The following is a 17,276-nucleotide window of genomic DNA, read 5'->3' on the forward strand; positions in this document are numbered from 1 at the left end:
CCGATTACTCGTCCTCGGGAATGTCCTCGGAGATCGTATCCGGCCCGGTCCCGTCGTCGAGTTTTACCGCGTCGGGCGCACCGCTCTCGGCGATCTCGGCCATTTCTTCAACGACCGCCTCTTCGGCTTCGTCCTCGGGGGCCTGTTCCTCGTCGATCCGCGCTGCCGAGACGACGTGCTCGCCCTTGGCAACGTCGAACAGCTTCACGCCGGCCGAGTTGCGCCCGATCACGCGCATGCTGTCGAGCGGCATGCGGATCATCTTGGCCTGGTCGGTGACGAGGATCAGCTGGTCGCCCTTGGTCGCACGGAAGCTTGCGACGACGAGGCCGTTGCGTTCGATATTGTCGATATTGCCGATACCCTGGCCTCCGCGATTGCTGCGGCGATAATCATAGGCGCTCGACAATTTGCCATAGCCGTTGGCGCAAACGGTCAGGAGGAATTCCTCGGCGTCGGCGAATTCGGCCATGCGATCGGCCGATAACGTCGGTTCGCTGTCATTCTCTTTCCACGGTGCGGCGCGCAAATAGCTGTCGCGTTCGTCGGTCGTCGCATCAAAGCCCTGCAGGATCGACAGCGAGATGATCTCGTCGTCGCCCTTCAACCGCATGCCGCGCACGCCGGTCGAAGTGCGGCTCTGGAATTCGCGCACGTCTGTCGCGGAGAAACGGATCGCCTTGCCCTGGCGCGTGGCGAGCAGGACGTCGTCGGTTTCGGTCAGCAGCGCGACGCCGATCAGGCGATCGTCGCTGTCGTCGTCGAAACGCATCGCGATCTTGCCGTTCGAGGGAACGTTGGTGAATGCGTCCATCGAGTTGCGCCGGACGGTGCCCTTGGCGGTGGCGAACATGACGTGGAGGTTCTTCCACTCGGCCTCGTCCTCGGGCAGCGGGCGGACGGTCGAAATCGTCTCTCCTTCGGCCAGCGGGAGCAGGTTGACCATCGGCCGACCGCGCGTCTGCGGCCCGCCGGGCGGCAGCTTCCACACCTTCATGCGATAGACCTTGCCGTGCGTCGAAAAGAACAGGACCGGCGTGTGCGTCGAGGTGACGAACAGTTCGGTCACCGCATCCTCGTCCTTGGTCGCCATGCCGGCGCGGCCCTTGCCGCCGCGGCGTTGCGCGCGGAATGTCGCGAGCGGGGTACGCTTGATATAGCCGTCGTGGGTGACGGTGACGACCATCTCCTCGCGCTCCATCAGGTCCTCGTCGTCGAGGCCGTCCCAGGCGGGGGCGATTTCGGAGCGGCGCGGCGTGGCGAACTCGGCGCGGACCGAAACGAGCTCTTCGCGCACGACTTCGTAAAGCTTCGCTCGGTCGCCAAGGATCGCGAGCAATTCGGCGATCAGGACGGCCAGTTCCTTAAGCTCGCCGCCGATTTCGTCGCGGCCGATTGCGGTCAGGCGATGCAGGCGCAGATCGAGGATCGCCTTCACCTGGCGCTCGCTCAGCTGGTAGGTGTCGCCCTCGACCTCGGTCTCGACCGCTTCGACCAGCTTGATGTAGCTGGCAATCTCGGCAACGGGCCATTGGCGGGCGAGCAATGCGGCGCGCGCTTCGGCGGGGCTCGAGCTGCCGCGAATGATCCGGACGACTTCATCGAGATTGGTTACCGCAAGGACGAGGCCGAGCAAAATATGAGCTCGCTCGCGTGCCTTGTTGAGTTCGAATTTCGACCGGCGTGTAACGACTTCCTCGCGAAATTTCACAAACGCCATGATGATGTCGCGCAAGCTCAGCGTTTCGGGCCGCCCGCCGCGGATCGCGAGGATGTTGGCGGGGAAGCTCGACTGCGCCGGGGTGTGGCGCCACAGCTGGTTGAGCACGACCTCGGGGGTTGCGTCGCGCTTCAATTCGATGACGACGCGCACGCCTTCGCGGTTCGATTCGTCGCGAATGTCGCTAACGCCCTCGATGCGCTTGTCCTTGGCGGCCTCGGCGATCTTCTCGACCAGGCCCGATTTGCCGACCTGGTAGGGGATTTCGGTGAGCACGATCGATCGGCGGTCGCCTCGACGTTCCTCGATGATGTGGCGGCTGCGCATCATGATCGATCCGCGTCCGGTGAGGTACGCGCTGCGCGCGCCCGCCTGGCCGAGGATCAGCGCGCCGGTCGGGAAATCGGGACCGGGAACGATCGCGATGTAATCCTCGTCGGACATGACGTCGCCGCCGACGATCTCGCGATCGATATGGGCCAGACAGGCATCGACGACTTCGCCCAGATTGTGCGGCGGGATGTTGGTCGCCATGCCGACCGCAATGCCGCCGGCGCCGTTGACCAGGATATTGGGGAAGCGGGCAGGGAGCACCTGCGGCTCGGTCCGGCTGGCGTCGTAGTTCGGCGTGAAATCGACAGTGTCCTTGTCGAGATCCTCGAGCAGCGTCATCGCGACCTTGGCAAGACGCGCTTCGGTATAGCGCATCGAGGCGGGGCGATCGGGATCCATCGACCCGAAATTGCCCTGGCCGTCGATCAGCGTGACGCGCATCGACCAGTCCTGGGTGAGCCGTGCGAGCGCGTCATAAATCGCGCTGTCGCCGTGCGGATGGTAGTTGCCCATCACGTCGCCGACGATCTTGGCGCACTTGCGATAGGGCCGGCCGGGGACGAAACCACCCTCGAGGCTGGCATAGAGAATGCGGCGATGGACGGGCTTCAACCCGTCGCGAACGTCGGGCAGCGCGCGGCTGACGATCACGCTCATTGCGTAATCGAGATAGCTCGTCTTCATCTCTTCGACGATGCTGATCGGCTGGATGTCCGACGGCTCGCCGACCGTCTGGTTTTCTTCGCTCAAAATGCGCCCTTTTCGGTGTATTTTACTGGTGCCGGACGCTAGCCCAAAGCGCCTGCGATAGCCAGTGTTTCGGGTCGTTTTTTCGCCTTTTTTCACCCCTCGCACGCAACTTCCTGCGCGGCTTGCGGCAAAACCGGTTGCTGTGCCTGCGCGCACGGCGATAGGGAGGCGTCATGACGTTGCATGCGCTGTTGAGCGCCACCGAAACCACCGACGACGGCGAGACGTTGCGCGCCGCGCAACTGATCGCCGGCCAGTATCTGATCGAGCGGCAGGCGGCGCTGTGCCGTGATGCCGGCGTGACGCTGATCTTCGTCTGTGTCGATCGCATGACCGATGATCTGGTCAAGGCCTTCGACCGCCTGCGCGCGATCGGCCTGCCGGTCGAACCCGTCCGCCGCGCCAGCGAGATTCTCGATCGCACGCGTCCGCGCGACCCGCTGATGCTGGTGCTCGACGGTCTCTATGCCAATGGCGACCAGGTCTCGGCCTTTGCCGCCGGGCCCGCCAATGCCGTGTTCGTCACCGCCGATACGCCCGTGACGCGTGGGCTCGAGCGGATCGATGCCGATCTGCGCTGGGCGGGGCTGGCACTGACGCGCTGCGAATTGCTTGCCGACCTCGCCGACCTGCCCGACGACTGGGACCTGCCCTCGACACTGCTGCGGCGGTCGGTGCAACGCGGGGCGACGCGATTGTCGTGCGCGCCCGCTCTGTTCGAGCGCGGCGATCTTGTCGTCATCGACAGCGCGGGCGCTGCCAATGCCTTGAGCGCGCGCGTCTATGACAGCGCTGCGGTGGGTGAAAGCGGCGTGGTCATGGCCAATATCCTCGCCCCGATCGCGCGGATCGTCGGCCCGGCGCTGCTCGCCCGCAGCGCGCGATCGAGCATTCTCGACGGGGCCGCGATCGCGCTGCTGGTCGCCGCAATCATCGGCTGGGCAACGGGCTGGATCGCGCTTGGCGCGTTCAGTGGCCTGGTCGGATTGGTTTTCGTCGCATTGGGGCGGTACGTTGCGCTGTTCACGCTCGAACCCGCGCGCCGCGCGTGGTGGGGCTGGCTGCTGACCGGCCTGCCGATCGCAGCGACGCTCGCACTTGGCGCGTATCTGGCATTTTCGGGCCGCAGCGATTGGTCGGGTGCGATCGCCGCATTGGTCCTCGCGACCACGCTGGTCCACGCCGACGCGGCCGCCAAAACGCCGCAATCGCAGTGGTTTTATCGGATTGCGCCCGACGCCGGCCTGGCATTCGTCGTGTGCGGCGCCAGTGCGCTGCTCGGCCAGCTGGTGCTCGGGACTGGCATCGCAGCGCTGATTGCGAGTGCCGCGCTGGCGATCGGTGCGCTCGCGCGTCGCCGCGAAGATGGCACAAGGTTTATCCCAAATTAACGCTAACAAGGCTATCCCGCGCGTGACATGAACGCGCATCAGGGATCACGAGCGAGCGATGGCGGGCCTGCCACGCCGGCGATGCAGGCTTTGCCTGCGTCGCTCGCGCGTCGCGGGCGCACGCTGATCGATGCCGTCGAATCATTGATCGCCCGGCCGCGCAGGATCAACCTCACCGAACGGCAGGGCGCCGAGACGCGCGAAATCGTGCGCAAGCTGGTCGACGGGATTGAGATCGACCTGTGTCATTTCCTGCCGCGCCAGTTGAACGAAGCACCGTCCGCCTGGGACACGATTGCCGCACGTGGCCTGCCGGTTGAGGGGCTTGCGCGTCCCGTACTGGCGCGCGCGCTTGAGCGCAGCCTCGAGGATGGACGCAAGGATCCCGAGATATCGATGGGGCTGCCCGACTGGGCCAACGACGATGCCGGGCTTGCCGACCTGTGGATGCGGTATGGCATTGCCGATCGCCGCCGGCGCGATAGCTGGCATGCGCCGGTGATCATCGCCGCCGACCTGCCGGTCGAAGCGCAGGCTGCGCTGACCGAATGCGTCGCAAGTGCGCTGCTATCACAACAACCCGATCGCGCGGCGCAGGCCGAAAGCTATGTTCGCGCGTGCGCCGAATCGGTCTCGCTCTATCGCGAGGAAACGGGGATTGGCGTTGCCGCCGCGCGCCTGATCGACGCGGCGCTTGCCGTTCGCCCGCCGTCGGCGCTGATCGCGGACCTGATAGCCTGCGCCGCCTGGCCCGCGATCATCGCGCTGATCAGCCGTTTCAGCGGCACCGACCAGAGCGACACGACGATCTTCCTGTGCATCGCGACCACCGACGAAATCGCGACATGGCTCTCGCCCAGCGAGCTCGACGCGCGAGTGATCGAGGCGCTCCGCCACGCGATCGAAAGCGTGGGTCCGCCGCGCGGCGACGGACGCGAAGACCTTAGCGTTGGCGGGCTGGAAGATGATCATGACGCCGCATCGCCGGCCGAGCGGATCGTCCGCCTCGCCGAACGCTATCGGGATCCGTCGCGATGACCGATGAAACGATCAGGGCGCGGGTCGATCGCGAGGGACGGCTGGTCAGCGCCGATGCCGCGCTGGCGCATTTGCAGCACCGCGCCGGCGGCAAGCTGCCGGGACCCATCGTCATGCCGCAACTCGCCGCCATCGTCGCCACGGCGTTGCGCCTCAATGCGCCGATGCTGCGTCCGGTCTATGCCGGGGAAGCCGATTTCGACCTGCGTTTCTGGGTCCGCATCGTGCCCGACACCGACGGCGCCGCGCTGACGCTTTCGGGCTGGAGCGAAGAGGCAAAGATCCGTCCGCAACTCAGCCAGGATCCGGCCTTTCCGCTCGACGGTCCCGGCTGGACCTTCGAGTGCGACGGACGTCTCGCGATCCTCGGTCTTTGGGCCGAGGGATCGGCGGCGCGCATCCGCACGCGCGACTGGATCGGCAAGACGCTCGACGAACTGTTCGATCCGGTCGGCACCGAGCCGATCGCCGCCACGCTTGCGCGCGGCGAAACCGTCGACGCTCTCGCGGTCGATGCGATGATCGACGGAGTCGTCGCGCGGGCCGAACTCAATGCGCGACCCTCGATCGCAGCGAATGGCACATTGTCGGGCGCTGCGGGCAGCCTGACGCTCAAACGCGGCAAGCGGGCCGGGGCAGCGGGCGAGACGCCCTATCTGCCGGGCAACTGGGGCGCGCTCGACCGGCGGATGGACGAGGCACTGCGCCTGCCGATCGGCCGGATCATCGCCAATGCCGAAACGATCGCGCGCCGCGTCGAGGGACCGATCGCCGACGATTATGCAAGCTATGCCGGCGACATCGCCTCGGCAGGCAAGCACCTGCTCGGCCTGATCGACGATCTCGCCGACCTCCAGGCGATCGAACGCGAAGGCTTCGAGGTTGCGCACGAACGCGTCGACCTCGCCAAAGTCGCCGCGCAGGCCGCTGGACTTTTATCGATGCGGGCCGCGGAAAAGCGCATGACGATTACGGTCAAACCCAATGATCAGGCTGCCTTGGCCGTCGGCGAGTTCCGCCGCGTCCTGCAGATCCTGATCAATTTCATCGGCAATGCGGTGCGCTACGCACCCGACGACACACAGATCACTGTCGAAACCGCGGTCGATCCCGATCACGGCAAGGCAAGCGTCACGGTTATCGACCAGGGACCCGGCATTGCCCCCGAGGACCAGGTGCGGATTTTCGACAAGTTCGAACGCCTCGGCCGTCGCGATCACGGCGGCAGCGGCCTCGGCCTCTACATCTCGAACCGGCTGGCGCGCGCGATGGACGGCAACGTCACCATCGAGAGTGCGCCAGGCGAAGGCGCGCGGTTCAGCCTCGCACTGCCGCGCTGGCCCGAATGACCGCGCCCTAGCGCTTGTCGACGGGAACGTAATCGCGCTGCGTCGGGCCGGTATAAAGCTGGCGCGGACGGCCGATCTTCTGCGCGGGATCGGAAATCATCTCGTTCCACTGGGCGACCCAGCCGACGGTGCGCGCGAGCGCGAACAGCGCGGTGAACATCGTCGTCGGGAAACCGATCGCCGAAAGGATGATGCCCGAATAGAAATCGACGTTCGGGTACAGCTTCTTCTCGATGAAATAGGGATCGTTGAGCGCAATTTCCTCGAGCTTGCGCGCGACGTCGAAGACGGGATCGCTGACGCCCAGCTTGTCGAGCACCTCGGTCGCGGTCTGTGCCATCACCTTGGCGCGCGGATCGTAGTTCTTGTACACGCGATGGCCGAAACCCATCAGACGGAACGGATCGTTCTTGTCCTTGGCCCGGGCGATATATTCGGGGATGCGATCGACCGTGCCGATTTCGCGCAGCATGTTGAGCGCCGCTTCGTTGGCGCCGCCATGCGCCGGGCCCCATAGGCAGGCGATACCGGCCGCGATGCACGCGAACGGATTGGCACCCGACGAACCGGCGAGCCGGACGGTCGAGGTCGATGCGTTCTGTTCGTGGTCGGCGTGAAGGATGAAGATGCGATCCATCGCGCGTTCGATTACCGGATCGACGACATAGTCCTCGGCCGGGACGCCAAAGGTCATGCGCAGGAAATTGCCCGCATAGCTGAGGTTGTTGTCGGGGTAGAGGAACGGCTGACCGATCGAATATTTATACGCCATCGCCGCCAGCGTCGGCATCTTGGCGATCAACCGGTGCGAGGCGATGCGCCGCTGCTCGGGATCGTTGATGTCGGTGCTGTCGTGATAGAAGGCGCTCAGCGCACCGACGACGCCGCACATGATCGCCATCGGGTGGGCATCGCGGCGAAAGCCGTTGTAGAGCGTCTTGAGCTGCTCATGGACCATCGTGTGACGATTGATCGTGTATTCGAACTCGTCGAGCTGCGCCTTGTTCGGCAATTCGCCGTCGAGCAGCAGGTAGGACACTTCCATGAAGCTCGACTTTTCGGCGAGCTGATCGATCGGATAGCCGCGATGGAGCAGCATGCCCTTGTCGCCGTCGATGAAGGTCAGGCCCGAATCGCAACTCGCGGTCGACGTGAAACCGGGATCGTAAGTGAACCGGTCGGTCTGCGCATAGAACTTGCGGATATCGACAACGTCGGGCCCCATCGTGCCGCTGAGAATCGGCAGATCGAGATCGGTGTCGGCAATGCTCAGTTTTGCGGTGCGGTCGGCCATAGTCATTCCTTGATCAAGCGGTCGTGTTATTGGGCAGATGGGAAGCGTCGTCCAATCTTGCCAGTGTTTCGTCGCGTCCGAGCAATACCAGTACGTCGAATATGCCTGGCGAAATCGTCGTCCCCGTCATCGCGGCGCGTAGCGGCTGGGCTACCTTGCCGAGTTTGAGGTCGCGTTGCTCGGACACCGAGCGGACGGCCTCCTCTATGGCCTCGACGGTCCAATCGGCAAGTGCACAAAGTGCAAGCGCGATGTCGCCAAGCAGGCCATCGGGTGCATCGACGATCAGCTGGGCGGCCTTTTCGTCCATCGCCAGCGGGCGCGTGCGGAACAGGAACAGCGCGCCGTCGGCTATCTCGTGCAGCGTGCGGGCGCGCGGTTTGAGTTCGGGCATCGCGCGGTTGAGCAATGCCAAGTCGTCGGCACCGAGGTCGCGCCCCAGCTTTGCCGCGATATCGGGCGCGACAATGTCGGCAAGCCGCGCATCGTCGGCTTCGCGCAGATAATGGCCGTTGAGATTCTCGAGCTTCTTGATGTCGAAACGCGAGGGCGAGCGGCCGACATGCGCCAGATCGAACCACGCCACGGCGTCCTCGCGCGAAATGATCTCGTCGTCGCCATGGCCCCAACCAAGCCGGAGCAGATAGTTGATCATCGCTTCGGGCAGGATGCCGAGTTCGTCGCGATAGGTTTCGATGCCGAGCGCGCCGTGGCGCTTCGACAGCTTGGCACCGTCATGGCCATGGATCAGCGGCACGTGCGCATAGACCATGCGCGCCCAGCCCATCGCGTCGATCAGGACGCGCTGGCGAAAGGCGTTGTTGAGGTGATCATCGCCGCGGATACAGTGCGTCACGCCCATGTCGTGATCGTCGACCGCGACGGCGAGCATATAGGTCGGCGTGCCGTCCGAACGGAGCAGGACAAAATCGTCGATCTCGGCGTTCTGCACGGTCACCTTGCCCTGGACCGCGTCCTCGATCGTCGTTTCGCCATCGCGTGGCGCCTTGAGCCGCACGACGCCCGCTTCGCCGGTGGGCGCATCATCGGGGCCACGATCGCGCCACTCGCTGATAAGGCGAAAGGGTTTGCGCTCGGCCTGCGCGGCTTCGCGGCGGGCCTTGAGCTCATCGGTCGAGAGATAGCAGCGATAAGCCGCGCCCCTGGCGATCAATTCCTCGGCAACCTCGGCATGGCGCGCGGCGCGGGCGAACTGGTAAACCTCTTCGCCGTCCCAGTTGAGCCCGAGCCAGCGCATCCCGTCGAGGATCGCCTCGATCGCGGGCTGGGTCGAGCGGGCACGGTCGGTGTCCTCGATGCGCAGCTTGAACTCGCCGCCATGATGACGCGCGAACAGCCAGTTGAACAACGCGGTGCGCGCGCCGCCCAGGTGAAGGAACCCCGTCGGCGAAGGCGCGAAGCGGGTTACCACGGGGCGTGTCAATTCGGTTGCGCTCACCCGCGCTATCTCCCACATTACGATATCGAAACTTCGGATTTTCTGGACCGGGCGGGTCCAACGATCGAGGTCCTAGCATGGCTTCCAGCGCGCTTCAAACAGCCATTTCGCAAGTGCGAGATGGTCGCGCTGACCGCGTGTTCGCCGCAATCGAGAACTGGCTCGAGGCCGAGCGTGACCAGTTGCCGCTATGGATACCCGTCGCGCTGGCGGGGGGAATTGCCGCCTGGTTCGCGCTGCCCGATGCCCGCTGGTGGCTGGCCTTCATGGTCGGATGTGCTGGCATTGCCATGGCCGGCGTGACGATCGGCCAAGGCACGCGGCTTGCACGGATCATCACGATCGGAGCCGTCGCGCTGGCAATCGGTTGCGCGCTGATCTGGACGCGCAGCCTGATCGTCGCCTCACCGGTGCTCGACCGTCCGGTGGTGACGCGCATGACCGCAGCGGTCGAAAGCGTCGAGCCGCTGGCTGCGCGGGGGATTGTGCGGATCGTGGCGCGGCCAGTTGAACGGCCCGACCTGCCGCAGCGGGTAAGGATCAATATCCCCGCTGACAAGGTCCCCGAAGGACTGGGGGCGGGCGCGCAGGTCAGACTGCGCGCGCGGCTGATGCCCCCGGCGCAGCCTGCGCTGCCGGGCGGATACGACTTTGCGCGGCGCGCCTGGTTCGATCGGCTGGGGGCGACCGGAAGCGGTATCGGACCGGTTCGCGTCGTCGTCGCCGCGCCGCCCGGTCCAAGCCTGCGCCATCGCCTGTCCCGCCACGTACAGGCGCAGGTCGATGGTCCCGCAGGCGCGATCGCAGCGACGCTCGCAACGGGCGATCGCGGTGCGCTACCCGAAGCCGATGCCGAGGCGATGCGGCGCAGCGGGCTGGCGCACCTGCTATCGATCAGCGGGCTGCACGTGACCGCGGTCGTCGGCGCGGCATTCCTGCTCGTACTGCGGCTGCTCGCGCTCAGCCCGCGGCTCGCGCTCCACGCGCCGCTGATGCTGATCGCGGCGGGCTCGGGCGCGGTCGCGGGGATCGCCTATACGCTCCTGACCGGCGCCCAGGTACCGACGGTGCGATCGTGCGTCGCGGCGATGCTCGTCCTCATCGCGCTCGCGATCGGGCGCGAGGCGATCACGCTGCGATTAATCGCGGCCGGCGCGCTCTTCGTCATGGTCTTCTGGCCCGAATCGATCATGGGACCGAGCTTCCAGCTGAGCTTTGCCGCGGTGACCGCGATCGTCGCGCTGCATCGCCAGCCGCAGGTGCGCGCCTGGTTCACCCGGCGCGAAGAGGGGCGGGGCAGGCGCTGGCTGCGCGGGCTTGGTTCGCTGCTCCTCACCGGCATCGTCGTCGAGCTGGCGCTGATGCCGATCGCTTTGTTCCACTTCCACAAGGCGGGCCTTTACGGCGCGCTCGCCAACGTCGTTGCGATCCCGCTGACGACCTTCGTCATCATGCCGCTCGAGGCGCTCGCGCTGTTGCTCGACGCGGTCGGCATTGGCGCACCGGTCTGGTGGCTGACCGGCCAGGCGCTCGACGCGCTGCTCGGGCTAGCGCATTATACCGCCTCGCGTCCGGGCGCGGTAACCTTGCTCCCGGCGATGGCATCATGGCCCTTTGCCGCAAGCGCGCTCGCCGGGCTGTGGTTCGCGATTTTTCGCACGCGGGTCCGATGGATCGCCTTGCCCGTCCTGGCGATCGGGGTCGGCACGATGGCGAGTGCGCGTGCGCCCGATCTTGTCGTCACCGGCGATGGCCGCCACGTCGCCGCGCGCGATGCGAGCGGACGGGTGTCGTTGCTGCGCGATCGCGCGGGTGATTACGTCCGCGACATGATCGCTGAAAGCGTCGCCACCGATCTCGACCTGCTGCCGCTGCGCAACCGCGCCGATGCGCGCTGCAGTCGAGATTTCTGCGTCTGGCCGGTGGGCGATGAAGGCCGCCAGTACAGCGTCATGGCAACGACGAGCGGCTATTATGTCGATGCGCTCGACCTGATCCGCGCGTGCGAACGCGTCGATATTGTCATCGCCGATCGCGGCCTGCCGAAAAGCTGCACGCCGCGATGGCTGAAGGCCGATCGATTTGCCCTCGCGCGCAGCGGCGGATTGGCGATCTATCTTGACCCACCGCGCGTTCGTCCAACCTTCGCTGCCGGCGATCGCCATCCGTGGCGACGCGCGGCGCAGAAACGCCGCGCTTACGCGGGACCTGCGCGCAAGCGCTTCAGTGGTAGCGGCGCAGCAACCCCGCCAGGCGACCCTGAACGCGGACCTGCTCGGCGGCATAAAGCTGCGGCTGGTGCGACGAATTCGCCGGATCGAGCCGAACCATCCGCCCTTCGCGACGGAAATATTTGAGCGTTGCGTCCTGTTCGTCGACCAGTGCGACGACGATGTCGCCTTCGCGTGCGGTATCGGCGCGCTGGATCAGCGCATAGTCGCCGTCGAAAATGCCAGCCTCGATCATCGAATCGCCCGACACTTCGAGCGCATAATGGTCGCCCGACCCGAGCAATGCGGCGGGCACCGAAAGCGAGCGGTCGTCCTCGAATGCCTCGATCGGCATGCCCGCGGCGATCCGGCCATGGAGCGGCACTTCGATGATGTCATTGGCAGCAATCGGACGCGGCTTCGCCTTGGCGCGCAGCGGCACGACATTGTCGGCTTCGCGTCCCGAAACAACTGCCGTGCGCTCTGGCATCTTGAGAATTTCGAGCGCGCGGGCGCGATTGGCGAGGCGATGGATGAAACCGCGTTCCTCGAGCGCGCTGATCAGGCGGTGGATGCCCGATTTCGACTTGAGATCGAGCGCCTCCTTCATTTCCTCGAACGACGGCGAAATGCCGGTGGCTTCAAGCCGATCGTGGATGAAGCAAAGCAATTCGTGCTGCTTGCTGGTCAACATGGCACATATCCTCGTCTGGCGAACCCGGTGGAACGGACAGGGAACGTTTATGCAACATAATGGGGCCGTGTCAAGTCAGTCGAGGAGACGAATTTCGGTCTTCAGGTCGAGTTCGACCGCACCGGCACGCCGCGCGCGGAGCAGCGCAGCCGCTTCGCTCAGCGCGATCAGCGCTACGCCGCGCTCCAGTCGCCCGATTTGCCGCCGCTCTTGTCGAGCACGCGAATCTGGCCGATCACCATCGTCCGGTCGACCGCCTTGACCATGTCATAGATCGTAAGCAGCGCGACCGAGACCGCGGTGAGCGCCTCCATCTCGACCCCGGTCGGACCGGTGCAGGTGACCGTTGCGGTCGCGGTAATGTCACCGTCGCCAAGCTCGAAATCGACGCTCGCCGACGACAGCGCGAGCGCGTGACACAGCGGGATCAGCGCAGGCGTCTGCTTGGCTGCCATGATCCCGGCAACGCGCGCGACGGCAAGGACATCGCCCTTTTTCGCGCTGCCCGATCGCACCGCCTCGAGCGCTTCGGCGCTGAGCGTGATCGTCCCGCGCGCGGTCGCAGTGCGCTTCGTCGCGTCCTTGTCCGAGACGTTGACCATGCGCGCCGCGCCGGTCTCGTCGAGATGCGTCAGGCGGCTCATGCCGGGCGACCGATCAGCGCGCCGAGCGCGCCCTCGATATCGTCCTGTCGCATCAGGCTTTCTCCTATCAGGAAGGCGCGGATGCCGTGTGCGGTCAGCCGCTTGATATCACTTCGCGTCGCAATGCCGCTTTCGGACACCAGCAGGCGATCGGCCGGGGCGAGGCGCGATAGCCGCTCGCTGACCGCCAGGTCGGTATGGAAGGTCGCTAGGTTGCGGTTGTTGATGCCGATCAACGCATCCGGGATCCGCGTCGCCCGCGCAAGTTCATCCTCGTCATGCACCTCGACGAGGACATCCATGCCGTAACTGCGCGCCGCTACCGCCATTTCGTTCGCCGCCTCGTCGTCAAGCACCGCGAGGATCAACAGCACCGCGTCAGCGCCGAGCGCACGCGATTCGGCGATCTGCCATGCATCGACCATGAAATCCTTGCGCAAGGCGGGCAGGGCGCTCGCGGCGCGCGCAGCCTCCAAAAACGCGTCGTCGCCCTGGAAATAGTCGCGGTCGGTCAGCACCGACAGGCAGGCGGCGCCGGCGTTCTCATACGCACGCGCGATTGCGGCGGGATCAAAGTCCTCGCGGATCAGGCCCTTCGACGGCGATGCGCGCTTGATCTCGGCAATCACAGCGATGCCATCGCGCGCCTTATCGCTGACGCGCGCCGCGAAACCGCGCGGCGCATCGTCGCGCTCGGCGATGCGCGTTTCGAGGTCAGCGATCGAATGCGTGCGCTTGCGCTGCGCAACGTCGCTGCGCTTGGTCGCGCAAATCTCTGCAAGCTTGCTCATGCGTAAGCGATCCAGCGATCGAGCAACGCGGCGGCCTCACCCCTGTCGAGCGTTTCGGCGGCCAGCGCCACGCCCGCGGGCAGGGTCTCTGCGCGATCGGCGATGCGAAAGGCGGCGGCGGCGTTGAACAACACCGCGTCGCGATAGGCTCCGGCCTCGCCCTTGAGCAAGCGACGCAGCGCAGCGGCATTGTGGTCGACGTCGCCGCCACGGATCGCGGTCGTCGGATGGTGCGGCATTCCGGCATCGCTCGCCGATAGGCGCATCATGTGAACGCCGTCGCGCGTGACCTCGGCGACTTCGTTGCCGCCCGCGAGCGAAAGCTCGTCGAGCCCTTCGTCGCCCGAGACGATGTAGCTCATGTCGGTGCCGAGCGCGGCCATCGCCTTGGCATAGAGGTGGACATAGCCGGGCCGTGCGATGCCGATCAGCTGCCGGCGCACGCGCGCCGGATTGGCCAGCGGCCCCATCAGGTTGAAGATCGTGCGACGGCCGATTTTCTGGCGGATCGGCTGGATCCGGCGCATCGCGGGATGGTGGTTGGCGGCGAACAGGAAACAGATGCCGATGTCGCGCAGCGATGCCTCGGCAGTCTCGCCCGCGCGTGCCATGTCGAGGCCGAGCGCCTCGAGCACGTCGGCCGCGCCCGCCTTCGACGATGCCGCGCGATTGCCGTGCTTGGCCACCGGCACGCCCGCCGCCGCGACGACGAGCGAGACGGCGGTCGAGATGTTGAGCGTGTGATGGCCATCGCCGCCGGTCCCGCAAACGTCGATCGCGTCGGCAGGCGCGTCGATCGGGATCAGCCGTTCACGCAATGCCGCGGCAGCAGCGGCGACCTCGGTCGCGGTTTCGCCGCGTTCGGTTAGGCCGACCAGGAAGCCTTCGATCGCTTCCTCGGACACCTCGGCGTCGAGTATCCGGGCAAAGGCGAGATGCGCTTCGTCCTCGCTCAAGGCGGTGGCGGTATCGGGCAGGGTGGTCATGGGTGGAATCGGTCCTGAAGGCACAGCGAGAGAAAGTTTCCTAACAGCTGATGGCCGTGTTCGGTAGCGATGCTTTCGGGGTGAAACTGGACACCGTGGATCGGCAGGTCGCGGTGGCGCAACCCCATGATGACCCCGGCATCGTCGTGCGCGTTGGCGATCAGGCACTCGCTCGATCCCTCGACGATGAGCGAGTGATAGCGGGTAGCAGTGAACGGCGAGGGGAGGCCAGCGAACACGCCGCTGCGATCATGGCGGACCGCGGACGTCTTGCCGTGCATCAACCCGCCGCGCGCGACCGCCATGCCGAAATGCTGGCCGATCGCCTGATGGCCGAGGCACACGCCGAGCAGGGGTTTGCCCGCAGCGGCGCATGCAGCGACGAGTGAGAGGCTGATCCCGGCATCGTCTGGCGTACCAGGGCCGGGCGAGATCAGGATGCCGTCGCAGCCGCTTGCCATCGCCTCGTCGACGCCAATCGCGTCGTTGCGCCGGACATCGACCTCGGCGCCCAGCTCGACCAGGTAATGGACCAGATTATAGGTGAAACTGTCGAAATTATCGATGACGAGGATCATCATTTAACACCCTCGCCCGACCCGATCAGGGTCCTCAACTCCTATTGGCTGCCGGTCAGCTCGCGCTTGAGCGTGGCGATCGCATCAGCGTTGAGCTCGACGCCCATCGCCTTTTTCGCCGCGTTGAGCATGCCGCCGACATATTCATTGCCCATCGCGCTGGCCAGCTGCGTCGAAACGGCTTCGATCAGGCCCGGCTCCTTGGTCGCGTCGCCCTCGTCGATCGATTCGAGATAGACGACCATCCAGCCGGCATTGTTGCCGATTTCGAGCGTCTTGACCGACTTGGGTGCCATCGAGAACAGCAGCGAAAGCTCAGGGGGAATGCGCCCCTTGGCACGGGCCATGTCGGCGCGCTTGCCGCCGATTTTCTGTGTCGTGAACGATGGGACCTTTTCGGCTGCCACGGCTGCTTCGAGCTTCTCGCCCTTTTCGACCCGCGCGGCGATCTTGCGCGCGATCACCTTGGCGTTCTTGGCGCCTTCGGCGAGGCGATAGTCGCGCGCCACTTGCTCGCGAATATCCTTGAGCGGCGGCGGCGCGGCCGCGACGATCCGCGTGACATCGACCAGTGCATAGCGCTTGTTTTCTTCGATCGTGACGATCTCGCCGAAATTCTCTTCGCTCGCCTCGAAGGCGGCGCTGACGACAGGCGCATAATTGTCGGGAAGGACGGCGGCATCACTCCCGGGCAGCGTGCCGCCCGCGGTGATCGCTTTGGTCGTCTCGACCTTGAGGCCGTGTGCGTCGGCAAGCTCGGCAATGTCGGCACCGCCGCCGAGCTGGTCCTGCAGGCTGTTATAGAGGTCGATCAGCGCTTCCTGGCGCTTGCGCTCGACGAGCTGGCTGCGAATGTCATCGCGGACGCTGGCGAGATCGCGCGCGGGTTTGCCGTCGATCGCCTCAACGCGGGTGACAACCCAGCCAAGCGGTCCCTGGAGCGGTCCGACGACCGCGCCCTTGGGAGCTGCAAATACCGCCTTGGCGGCAGCAGCGCCGATGCTCGTAGAAAGATCGGACGCGGCGGCGAAACTGGCCTCGCTTGCGGCAAGTCCGTTGGCGCCGGCAGCGGCATTGAGCGTCGCGCCGCCCTTTGCAGCTGCCGCGATCTTGTCCGCAATCGCCCTGTCCGACGCGATAACCTGCGAGATCTTGCGGGTTTCGCTGGCGGCATAGTCCGCCTTGTTGTCAGCGTAGAATTTGGCGATGTCAGCGTCGGTCACGGCGCCCGCCTTGCCCACCGTAGCTTCACCGAATTCGGCGTAGCGGACGACACGGCGCTCGGGAATCGTATAGCGCGCGCTATTCTTCGCATAGAAATCGGCGACCGCTTTGGCATCGGGTTCGCCGGTCGGCGCATATGCCGTGGCAGGAAGGAAGGTCGCCCGCCCGTCACGCGCTTCGAGCAACAACGATGCATAGGGCAGCGTCAACCCGGGAGCCAATTTGGTAATTCCCGTCACCGGTCCGGTCATCTGGCGGATCAGCAGCTGGCGGCGAATGTCGTCGCGCAGCGTCTTTTCGGTCAGGCCGACGCCCTTGATCGCCTGTTCGAAACGCGTCTGGTCAAACGTGCCGTCAATTCCGGCGAAGGCGGGGATCTTGCGAATCTCTGCATCTTCGAGCGCCTTGGTCGAACCGAAGCCCAGCTTCTTGGCATAGCCTTCGAGCGCCGCGCTGTTGACCATGCTGTCGAGTGTCTCGTCGACGCCGCCGCTTTCGACGAAAGTCTTCATGTCGAGTGCGGGGTTTTCCTGGCGCGCCGCGTCGAACCGGCGACGCACCTCTTCGCGCAGTTCGCCAAGCCCGATCGACGTGTCGCCAATTTTCGCCACATTGCCGCCCGCAACGCCGCCAAAGGATGAGCGGCCAACATCGGCGCCAGCAAAGGCGATCGCGATCAACGCGATGAACACCAGGCTGAAGAAAAGGCCGATCTTCGAAGAGAATATCCGGCGAAAGAAGATGATCATGGGAGATAATATCCGCGTGGGGGTTAAAGCAGCGCCATGCGCCTTCATTTGGCGCGGCTTTAAGGC

The 17,276-nt window shown here is 65.5% G+C and carries 12 protein-coding genes and 1 pseudogene; 4 read left to right on the forward strand and 9 right to left on the reverse strand.

Going from position 1 to position 17,276, the window contains the following annotated elements; translation table 11 throughout:
- Positions 1-4: 4 nt before the first annotated feature.
- Positions 5-2,737, reverse strand: coding sequence for a DNA gyrase subunit A (gene gyrA / locus FSZ31_RS09185; RefSeq protein ID WP_236643769.1), 2,733 nt, complete (start codon positions 2,735-2,737; stop codon positions 5-7).
- 239 nt (positions 2,738-2,976) lie between these two features.
- Between gyrA and FSZ31_RS09190 the strand changes: the two genes are divergently transcribed.
- From FSZ31_RS09190 to FSZ31_RS09200, 3 genes are read left to right on the forward strand one after another with little or no spacing between them, the layout of a single operon-like run.
- Positions 2,977-4,194: a hypothetical protein gene (locus tag FSZ31_RS09190; RefSeq protein ID WP_147123048.1), complete on the forward strand. Its 1,218-nt coding sequence runs from the start codon at positions 2,977-2,979 to the stop codon at positions 4,192-4,194.
- 27 nt (positions 4,195-4,221) lie between these two features.
- Positions 4,222-5,232, forward strand: coding sequence for a hypothetical protein (locus FSZ31_RS09195; RefSeq protein ID WP_147123049.1), 1,011 nt, complete (start codon positions 4,222-4,224; stop codon positions 5,230-5,232).
- Entirely contained in the window at positions 5,229-6,581 is a 1,353-nt protein-coding gene (locus tag FSZ31_RS09200) for a sensor histidine kinase (RefSeq protein ID WP_147123050.1), read from the forward strand. The genes FSZ31_RS09195 and FSZ31_RS09200 overlap by 4 nt, the downstream gene beginning before the upstream one ends.
- A 7-nt stretch (positions 6,582-6,588) precedes the next feature.
- Here FSZ31_RS09200 and FSZ31_RS09205 read toward each other — a convergent pair whose 3' ends face one another.
- Positions 6,589-7,875, reverse strand: a complete 1,287-nt coding sequence (locus FSZ31_RS09205; RefSeq protein ID WP_147123051.1) for a citrate synthase — start codon at positions 7,873-7,875, stop codon at positions 6,589-6,591.
- 13 nt (positions 7,876-7,888) lie between these two features.
- Positions 7,889-9,334 (reverse strand): glutamate--tRNA ligase, encoded by a 1,446-nt coding sequence (gene gltX / locus FSZ31_RS09210; RefSeq protein ID WP_147123052.1) that lies wholly within the window; start codon positions 9,332-9,334, stop codon positions 7,889-7,891.
- A gap of 290 nt (positions 9,335-9,624) precedes the next feature.
- On the opposite strand from gltX, the pseudogene FSZ31_RS13000 reads away from it, so the two are divergent.
- Positions 9,625-10,932 (forward strand): annotated as a pseudogene (locus FSZ31_RS13000) (ComEC/Rec2 family competence protein); the annotation flags it as partial.
- 625 nt (positions 10,933-11,557) lie between these two features.
- Here FSZ31_RS13000 and lexA read toward each other — a convergent pair.
- The 6 genes from lexA to FSZ31_RS09245 form a co-directional block, all read right to left on the reverse strand.
- A complete protein-coding gene (lexA, locus tag FSZ31_RS09220; RefSeq protein WP_147123053.1) occupies positions 11,558-12,238 on the reverse strand; it encodes a transcriptional repressor LexA in 681 nt (226 codons plus the stop codon).
- Positions 12,239-12,411: 173 nt separating this feature from the next.
- Positions 12,412-12,882: a cyclic pyranopterin monophosphate synthase MoaC gene (gene moaC / locus FSZ31_RS09225; protein ID WP_147123054.1), complete on the reverse strand. Its 471-nt coding sequence runs from the start codon at positions 12,880-12,882 to the stop codon at positions 12,412-12,414.
- Entirely contained in the window at positions 12,879-13,673 is a 795-nt protein-coding gene (gene trpC / locus FSZ31_RS09230) for an indole-3-glycerol phosphate synthase TrpC (protein WP_147123055.1), read from the reverse strand. The genes moaC and trpC overlap by 4 nt, the downstream gene beginning before the upstream one ends.
- The gene (gene trpD, locus FSZ31_RS09235) at positions 13,670-14,659 is read right to left on the reverse strand and encodes an anthranilate phosphoribosyltransferase (protein ID WP_147123056.1); all 990 of its coding nucleotides are present in this window, start codon (positions 14,657-14,659) and stop codon (positions 13,670-13,672) included. Before trpD ends, trpC begins: the two co-directional genes overlap by 4 nt.
- The gene (locus FSZ31_RS09240; protein WP_147123279.1) at positions 14,656-15,237 is read right to left on the reverse strand and encodes an anthranilate synthase component II; all 582 of its coding nucleotides are present in this window, start codon (positions 15,235-15,237) and stop codon (positions 14,656-14,658) included. Before FSZ31_RS09240 ends, trpD begins: the two co-directional genes overlap by 4 nt.
- Positions 15,238-15,278: 41 nt before the next feature.
- Positions 15,279-17,210, reverse strand: a complete 1,932-nt coding sequence (locus tag FSZ31_RS09245) for a peptidylprolyl isomerase (RefSeq protein ID WP_161595992.1) — start codon at positions 17,208-17,210, stop codon at positions 15,279-15,281.
- Positions 17,211-17,276: the final 66 nt, after the last annotated feature.

The organism is Flavisphingopyxis soli (genome assembly GCF_007995095.1).
In the GTDB taxonomy this organism is placed as follows: Bacteria; Pseudomonadota; Alphaproteobacteria; order Sphingomonadales; family Sphingomonadaceae; genus Flavisphingopyxis; species Flavisphingopyxis soli.